This window comes from Neobacillus sp. CF12, assembly GCF_030348765.1.
Taxonomy (GTDB): domain Bacteria; phylum Bacillota; class Bacilli; order Bacillales; family Cytobacillaceae; genus Neobacillus.
Window position 1 is genome coordinate 1 of the sequence record NZ_JAUCEU010000006.1, and the last position, 279, is coordinate 279.

The 279-nt window shown below is 42.3% G+C and carries 1 protein-coding gene; it reads left to right on the forward strand.

All coding sequences use genetic code 11. The features are described 5' to 3' along the window. A partial coding sequence (locus QUG14_RS00045; protein ID WP_289338384.1) for a hypothetical protein occupies window positions 1–239 on the forward strand: 239 nt, incomplete at its 5' end. Between the last annotated feature and the right edge of the window lie 40 nt (window positions 240–279).

Here is a 279-nt window from a genome sequence, read left to right on the forward strand (position 1 = left end):
GTATCGGAAGGTGCGGCTGGATCACCTCCTTTCTAAGGATAATGCAGTCCTTGTGGACTGATAAGAAGTTGACTGTTACTTGTTTGTTTAGTTTTGAGGGAGCAATCTTTACTGTGAGGATTAGACCGGAAGGTTTAATTCGAAACAATTTTCTCTCAAAACACTTGCTCCTGCTCCAAAGCTTATTCGAGGATGTTATCCTTCAGCTCGTCGCAAGGCAGCATGATGTAAAGCTCTGAAGTTTAATCACGATGTGATTGAAATCAGTAGCCTCGTTCT